We start from the raw sequence: 5,567 nt of genomic DNA on the forward strand, positions 1-5,567 counted from the left end.
GATTTAACGTCTTTACAGGCGTCTCCCAAAATGAAATGTTGTTAATGGAATAGATTTTATCAAGGGGCTGATAAAAGTCTTCCAACATTTGAGCCTCCCCCTGCATCATACATATCTGTTCAGGTGCCCTCTCCTTTTTCAACCTGCGAAGTGCTGTTTCCACCATTGACTCCGACGGATCAATTCCGTATAAGGTAATTCCTTCTTTCTCCGCTATCTTTTTCAGAGCATCAGCTGGACCAAATCCCACTTCCAATACCTTGTCATTTTTTTGGATATCCAGGAAAGACAACGTCCACTCATTTCTTTTCTCATTTTCTTTCACCATAAACCAGCCGGTCATTTTACCTATCCAGCCTTCTGGCTTAGCAAACTGTTTATAAAGCATTCTGTCCCACTCCTTTTCAAATTCTCTTGTCTCTTTTCCCTCCCTTCCGCTATCCTATGCGCTATTTATAAGTTATTTAGTTTCCTTAAGATGGATTTGTTTGTATGATAGATTACAGAAACCTTTTATAAAATAATGTAGGGTGTAGGAGATAAGGGGGATTCCAATGAGAAAAAGATGGCTTCTATTCAGTATCATTCTAACTGCGTTATTAGCCGCATGCGGAGATACATCATCAAACGAAACTGCATTATCTGAAGTGACAGCAAATCCCTGGTCAGATATAGAAAGTGCTGCTGATGGTACAACCGTGCGCTTGTTTATGTGGGGCGGCGATGAAGGCATCAACCAGTACATTGATGAATGGGCCGTTCCTCGTTTAAAAGAAAATTATAATATTGAACTGGAGCGAGTGCCTATGGATACGGGTGAAATCCTGCAAAAGCTACAAACCGAAAAGCAAGCTGGTAAGTCGGAAGGAACCATTGATATCATTTGGCTGAACGGTGAAAATTTTAAAAATGCTAAAGAAAACGATCTGCTTGCTGGCTCTTTCGTTAATGAACTTCCTAACTTTCAAGAATATTACGATACCGATGATCCTGCTTTTCAGACTGATTTCGGTACATCAACCGATGGAATGGAAGCTCCATGGGGGAAAGTACAGTTTGTTTTTCATTACGACCAGTCCAAACTCGACACCCCTCCTTCATCATTTGAAGAGCTTAAAAGCTGGGTCGAGCAAAATCCAGGTAAATTCACCTATCCAAACGCGGAAGACTTTACAGGAAACGCTTTTCTGCGGCATGTATTATACGCGAAAGCTGAGGAACCTTCTGCTATTTATGAACAGTCTCTAGATGAAGAAAGGATAGCAGCAACCGCTGATCAGACCTGGAGTTATTTAGAAGAGATGGAATCTGATCTATGGAGGAAGGGTGACCACTATCCGAACACCTTAACTGAGCTGGACCGATTATACAGCCAGGGTGAAGTATGGATGACGATGGGTTACAATGAAGCTCGTGCAGAATCGCTTATAGAGGAAGGGGTATTCCCCAAAACCACCCGTTCCTTTATTATGGAGCCCGGTTCTATCGGAAATACACACTTCCTTTCAATTCCCTTTAACAGTCCTGAATCTGAGGGAGCCCTCACCGTTATCAATTTCATGCTTTCTCCAGAAGCACAGTTGGCAAAGCTAAAGCCGGATTATTGGGGAGAGAATACCCCGATCAGTCTGGATAAGCTACCCAAAAATATGCGCGAAAAATTTGAATCCGTAGAACGAGGGAAGAGCGTACCAAGCCAGGAAAAGCTTGAGAAAAGCTTTCTTCCAGAATCAGAAGCGGGTTATGTAGAATGGATTAAGGATCAGTGGTTTAATGAAGTTGTTCAGCAATAAATCCGTCTATCTGTTAATTCCTGCCTTTTTATTTCTCATTCTTCCTTTATATGGTTTTTTTGCCGCCATTGTTCAGAGTTTGTCCGCGGGAGGCGGATGGACGTTTGAATATTACAGTAATTTATTAGAATCCAGCCGCTTCCTTTCTTCGATTTGGTTCAGTATCCGAACAACCTTGATCGCAACGATTTTATCCTTAATCATCGGAGTCCTAATCATCCGGTCCTTTTATCCCTACTTGGAACATCACGTCCCGCGACTTCTCGTGTGGCTTCCGATGCTGTTCCCTCATTTTGTTTGGGGCTACATGATTATCCTTCTGCTATCGGAAACCGGGCTGGCTGCCCAATTGCTTGTAGAAGCAGGAGTGATCCCGGACAGCAGCGCATTCCCCATATGGACGAGGGATCCGCAGGGGATTGGTATTATCGTTACGTATGTATGGAAGGAAGTTCCTTTTGTCATTCTTATGCTCCTGCCGGTTTACGGCTCCATTAAACCAGGATACTACGATCTCGTGAAAACCCTTGGCGGGAGTAAGTACAGACAGTTCACAGCAATCGAGTGGCCTGCTATTTTCCCTGTATTAATCGAAACCGCATTGATTGTTTTCTCTTTTACAATTTCTGCGTATGAAGTTCCAGCTTTAATGGGGACGACCTTTCCAGAGATGATATCTGTACTCAGCTATGAATGGTTTTATGGAAGCGGGTGGGAAGATCGTCCCATGGCTTTTGCAGCGATGGTCAGTCTGAGTCTGCTCATTCTTGCTTTTTCCGCTGCTGGGTTCTCTATCCTTCAGAAAAAGCGCTGGCGAGCTATGAGAGGACGATCTGTATGACTCTAAAGAAACTTACCTTTTTTATGTTAGCTCTCTTATTATTTATAATGCCCGTCCTGCTGCTTCTGTTACAGAGCCTCAGTTCTCCCTGGCGTTTCCAGTCTGGAGACTCATTTCATTTTCAACTGGAAAGTTTTCAGGTGCTCTGGTCAGCAGCTAACCTCCTTGAAGCTACTCTCTGGTCAATTGTGGTTGGAGCCGGGGTGCTCATTCTGAATATGGCAGTTGGAATCGCTGCAGGAAAAGCGCTGTCTACACTTTCATTTAAAGGAAAACCACTGCTGGAAGCCTTCTTTCTGTCTCCCGTTTTAATTCCTGTGCTTGCGGTGACTATGGGTCTTCATTTGTTCATGATTCAAGCAGGACTGGCTGACACAGTCCTCGGCGTTATTCTTATCCACCTGGTTCCTACCATTCCATACAGCATTCGAATTTTTCACAATTCGTACGCTCAGCTTGGGAATCGCATGCTGGAACAGCCAATCGTTCTTGGAGCCGCACCGATGAAACAACTGTTCACTGTAGAACTTCCTTTAATGAAACCTGCGATCCGCAGTGTCACATTTTTAACAATCGTTATCAGTCTAAGTCAATATGCGATTACATCAATTATCGGGGGTGGCAGGATCGTTACACTGCCCATGATTTTCTTTCCATTCCTTGATACAGCTAATACATCGGTCATGGCTGCTTTCGCTGTCTGGTTTGCTATGATTCCACTCGCTATGTACATCATTGTAGAAGGTTTAATTCTCCTTCTGCCCTATTCTAGAAAGCCCTGGAGGAATACAAGATGAGCCACACACTGGACGTTCAGCATCTCAGTAAACAATTTAATCAAGATCTCATCCTGTCTGACCTTGCCTTTCAACTAAAAAAAGGAGAAATTCTCAGCATCGTAGGACCCTCAGGAAGTGGAAAGACAACGTTGCTGCGCATACTGGCTGGTTTAGAATCTCCTTCTCAAGGGAGTATTCATATGTATGGGAAAGAGATTACTTTCCAAAAAGCTAATCGACGGGACATCAGCCTTGTCTTTCAACAGCCTTTGTTATTTCCGCATATGACCGTTCAGGAAAATATAGCTTATGGAGCAAAACTGGCGGGCAAAAAGAATAACAACAAAATTTCTGAATTGCTTAAATCAACTGGTTTAGATCGCTTCAAGAATTACTTTCCTTCTGAAATTTCCGGAGGCCAGCAGCAACGGGTTGCTTTAGCCCGAGCAATGGCCACAGAGCCGGAAATCATTTTATTTGATGAACCTTTCAGTAGTCTTGATCCTAAGCTGCGTCATCAGATCAGATACTGGGTGAGAGACTTTTTAGTTGATCAATCCATAACAGGAGTCTTCGTCACTCACGATACCGAGGAAGCGATGATTATGGGTGACCGGCTGGCGCTCTTTCATGAAGGAAGCTTCCAGCAAATCGACAAGGCAGAAGTAATTCATAAGCACCCGGCTAATTCATTTGTTGCCGATTTTTTAGGAGGTCATTTGGTAATTGATGAACAACACTATGTTCCACTAAAGGAATGCTCTCTCAATCCTTTTAATGAACAAAAAGTACGCTCCTATGATGGGATCCTGCAGCACATGACCTTCCAGAACGGTCAGGCGATCGGTCATATATTTTTAGAGGACTTGGACCATAAGGTTTCTCTTCCTCTCCAGGAACATGTATCCGGTGAAGAAGTCACCCTATACATTAAAGAATCGAGTATCCGGACGTTTGGAGGCTCATCCTTATGAAGTGGAAAAGCCTCATACGGGCCCTCTTGTTTGTCATCGTTTTTCTTGTTATTGCCTGGTTTATACGGCAGCAATTTGATGTTACAGCGGATAGTATTCGCAGCTTCATCCTTTCTTTCGGTATTTATGGACCGCTTCTGTTTATGGGATTATACGCGATAGGTCCGATCGTGGTATTTCCAACATCCATTCTCTCTCTAGCTGCTGCTTTTGCGTACGGCTTATGGCCAGGTATGTTATATATTGTGATAGGAGCTACTGCGGCTGGCATAACTGGTTACGTAATGGGACGGTTCTTTGGAGATTCGGTTTTGAAATTCCAAGAATCCAAATGGTCTGAAAAGATATATTACCGAATGAAGGAACGGGGTTTCTTATATGTGTTCGTTTTAAGGCTCATCCCTATTGTAGGATTTGACATCTTAAGTTACTTGGCAGGCATTACACGCGTAAAGCTGCGATCCTTTATCATTGCTACCATTTTTGGAATGCTTCCCGGAACGTTTGCTTATAGCCTAGTTGGTACTAGTCTGGCAAGTGGAGACCGCCAATTGATCTTCATCGCCTTGACTGTATTTGCTCTAATCTTCGCCCTGACTTTTCTATTCCGGAATAAAGTGAGGAGCTGGCTGAAAATATAAATAAGCGCCTCCTTTATGGAGACGCTTATTTATATTTAGCCATGAAATCTCTGTCTATTTTGTTTTTTAATTTCCAGGCCTGGCGGCTGTGATGACTCAGCGGACCATAGACCATAAATCCTTGCTGTTTTCCTGTTGATAAGATATAGAGGGCATTTTTTTGAGGATCATATTCTTGGAGCGGTTGACCAGACAAGAATTGACTCAAATTGTTCCATAACACGGGGCCTTGTTTAACAGCATAGACACCGCTTTTCTGAAGCTCAGGATACGCCGTCAAGGTTACGCAGTCCCCTGATCCAAAAATATAATCATATTCTTGAAACTGCAGGGTGTCCCTGACCAGCGCAAATCCTTTCTCATCTACTTCGACTCCAGACCGTTTAAAGATAGGCTCGGCAGATGCTCCGCCCAACCAAAGGACACTCGTATGCCGAATCTTATTTCCAGAATCCGTTACAATGTAATGATCATGAATCTCCTCTACACTTTCATCCTCCCACACTTGAACCCCTTTTTTTATAAGTAATGATTTAAGT

General features: G+C 43.3%; 7 protein-coding genes. 5 read left to right on the top strand and 2 right to left on the bottom strand.

The window, feature by feature from the left end; genetic code table 11:
• The coding region (locus tag WAM07_RS11400) for a class I SAM-dependent methyltransferase (RefSeq protein WP_422166951.1) at positions 1–388 on the bottom strand (388 nt) is incomplete at its 3' end.
• Positions 389–554: 166 nt separating this feature from the next.
• On the opposite strand from WAM07_RS11400, the gene WAM07_RS11405 reads away from it, so the two are divergent.
• Genes WAM07_RS11405 through WAM07_RS11425 form a run of 5 tightly spaced genes read left to right on the top strand, consistent with a single transcriptional unit; the run spans position 555 to position 5,028 of the window.
• Positions 555–1,793 (top strand): ABC transporter substrate-binding protein, encoded by a 1,239-nt coding sequence (locus WAM07_RS11405; RefSeq protein ID WP_422166953.1) that lies wholly within the window; start codon positions 555–557, stop codon positions 1,791–1,793.
• Entirely contained in the window at positions 1,774–2,634 is an 861-nt protein-coding gene (locus tag WAM07_RS11410) for an ABC transporter permease (RefSeq protein WP_422166955.1), read from the top strand. Before WAM07_RS11405 ends, WAM07_RS11410 begins: the two co-directional genes overlap by 20 nt.
• Positions 2,631–3,431: an ABC transporter permease gene (locus WAM07_RS11415; protein ID WP_422166957.1), complete on the top strand. Its 801-nt coding sequence runs from the start codon at positions 2,631–2,633 to the stop codon at positions 3,429–3,431. The genes WAM07_RS11410 and WAM07_RS11415 overlap by 4 nt, the downstream gene beginning before the upstream one ends.
• Positions 3,428–4,387 (top strand): ABC transporter ATP-binding protein, encoded by a 960-nt coding sequence (locus WAM07_RS11420; protein ID WP_422166959.1) that lies wholly within the window; start codon positions 3,428–3,430, stop codon positions 4,385–4,387. Before WAM07_RS11415 ends, WAM07_RS11420 begins: the two co-directional genes overlap by 4 nt.
• Positions 4,384–5,028: a TVP38/TMEM64 family protein gene (locus WAM07_RS11425; protein WP_422166961.1), complete on the top strand. Its 645-nt coding sequence runs from the start codon at positions 4,384–4,386 to the stop codon at positions 5,026–5,028. Before WAM07_RS11420 ends, WAM07_RS11425 begins: the two co-directional genes overlap by 4 nt.
• Positions 5,029–5,053: 25 nt before the next feature.
• On the opposite strand, the gene WAM07_RS11430 is transcribed toward WAM07_RS11425, so the two are convergent.
• On the bottom strand, positions 5,054–5,567 hold a 514-nt coding region (locus WAM07_RS11430), incomplete at its 5' end, for an FAD-dependent oxidoreductase (protein ID WP_422166963.1).

Source organism: Halobacillus sp., from assembly GCF_049282395.1.
Classification (GTDB): domain Bacteria; phylum Bacillota; class Bacilli; order Bacillales; family Halobacillaceae; genus Halobacillus.